The organism is Planktosalinus sp. (genome assembly GCF_059864935.1).
In genome coordinates this window covers 1-1,007 of sequence record NZ_JCBCCK010000401.1, presented here as the reverse complement: position 1 = coordinate 1,007, position 1,007 = coordinate 1, and the positions used below count along the sequence as shown (strand labels likewise).

The following is a 1,007-nucleotide window of genomic DNA, read 5'->3' as shown; positions in this document are numbered from 1 at the left end:
AATTTTTATAAAATTCAATAAAAAATGTAATATTTGAAATCTAAAGAAACCTAACTAATTAAATAACAAAAACAGATGAAATTAAAACTACTTTTTGCTGTACTAATTGGCTTTGTTGCCACTGCTTCAGCACAAAAATTGAAAGTCGAATCAGGTGATTTTTCCTTTTTGAAAGGTCAAACTGAACTCAAAGTTGTTATGGATTACAGCAAGGCCACTTTTTATAAAGAAGAGATGAGCCAGGAAGAATACATAGCTAAAAGAAAAAAAGAAATCAGTGACGACAAAGGAAAAAAAGAAGCCGATAAATGGGCGGCAGATTGGGAACACTCAAAGGAAAATACTTTTGTGGAAAAATTCCTTGCTTCTATGAACAAAAACATGGATATCAAAGCTTCTGAGGATGCTGATTCCAAGTACACGTTGATTGTAGAGACTGTTTGGATTTATCCGGGTTGGTTTGCCGCAGTGATGAAACAGCCCTCTAAAGTGACTACCCGTTTGAAGTTTGTGGAAACTGCAAACCCCTCAAATGTTTTGTTGGTAATCAACAGCCGGAATGCACCCGGGGACAATTACATTGGAGTAGCCAACAACAATGACCGCATTGCAGAAGGGTATGCAAAAACAGGAAAATCAGTTGCTAAATTGATTGGAAAAAAAGTGAAATAATTTTTATTTATCAGGACTGTCTTTTAAACTCAGTCAGCACTAAAAATAAAACGGGGCTTCGCCCCCGTTTTTGTTTCTTAATCTTTTCAACTTCTATTTAATACATAAAGTTGTTGATTTCCATTCAAAAAATCCGACATTCAAAAAATAACCCTAATTTAGGGGGCAGTATGAACAGACGCACAAAAATCATCCTTACCCTCCTGCTTGTGGCCCAAATGATCGGCCTGCGGGTGTTGTCCTATTTCCCGGAGTTTGTTGAAAAATACTACAGTCTGGGTGTTTTTCCGTTTGTGTCAAAAATCTTTCGTCATCTCTTTGGGTGGATTCCGTTT

The 1,007-nt window shown here is 36.6% G+C and carries 1 protein-coding gene; it reads left to right on the top strand.

Going from position 1 to position 1,007, the window contains the following annotated elements:
* The first annotated feature begins 75 nt into the window (after positions 1-75).
* On the top strand, positions 76-672 hold the full coding sequence (locus tag AC6F75_RS12330; protein ID WP_500715344.1) for a hypothetical protein: 597 nt from the start codon (positions 76-78) through the stop codon (positions 670-672).
* The last annotated feature ends 335 nt before the right edge of the window (positions 673-1,007 follow it).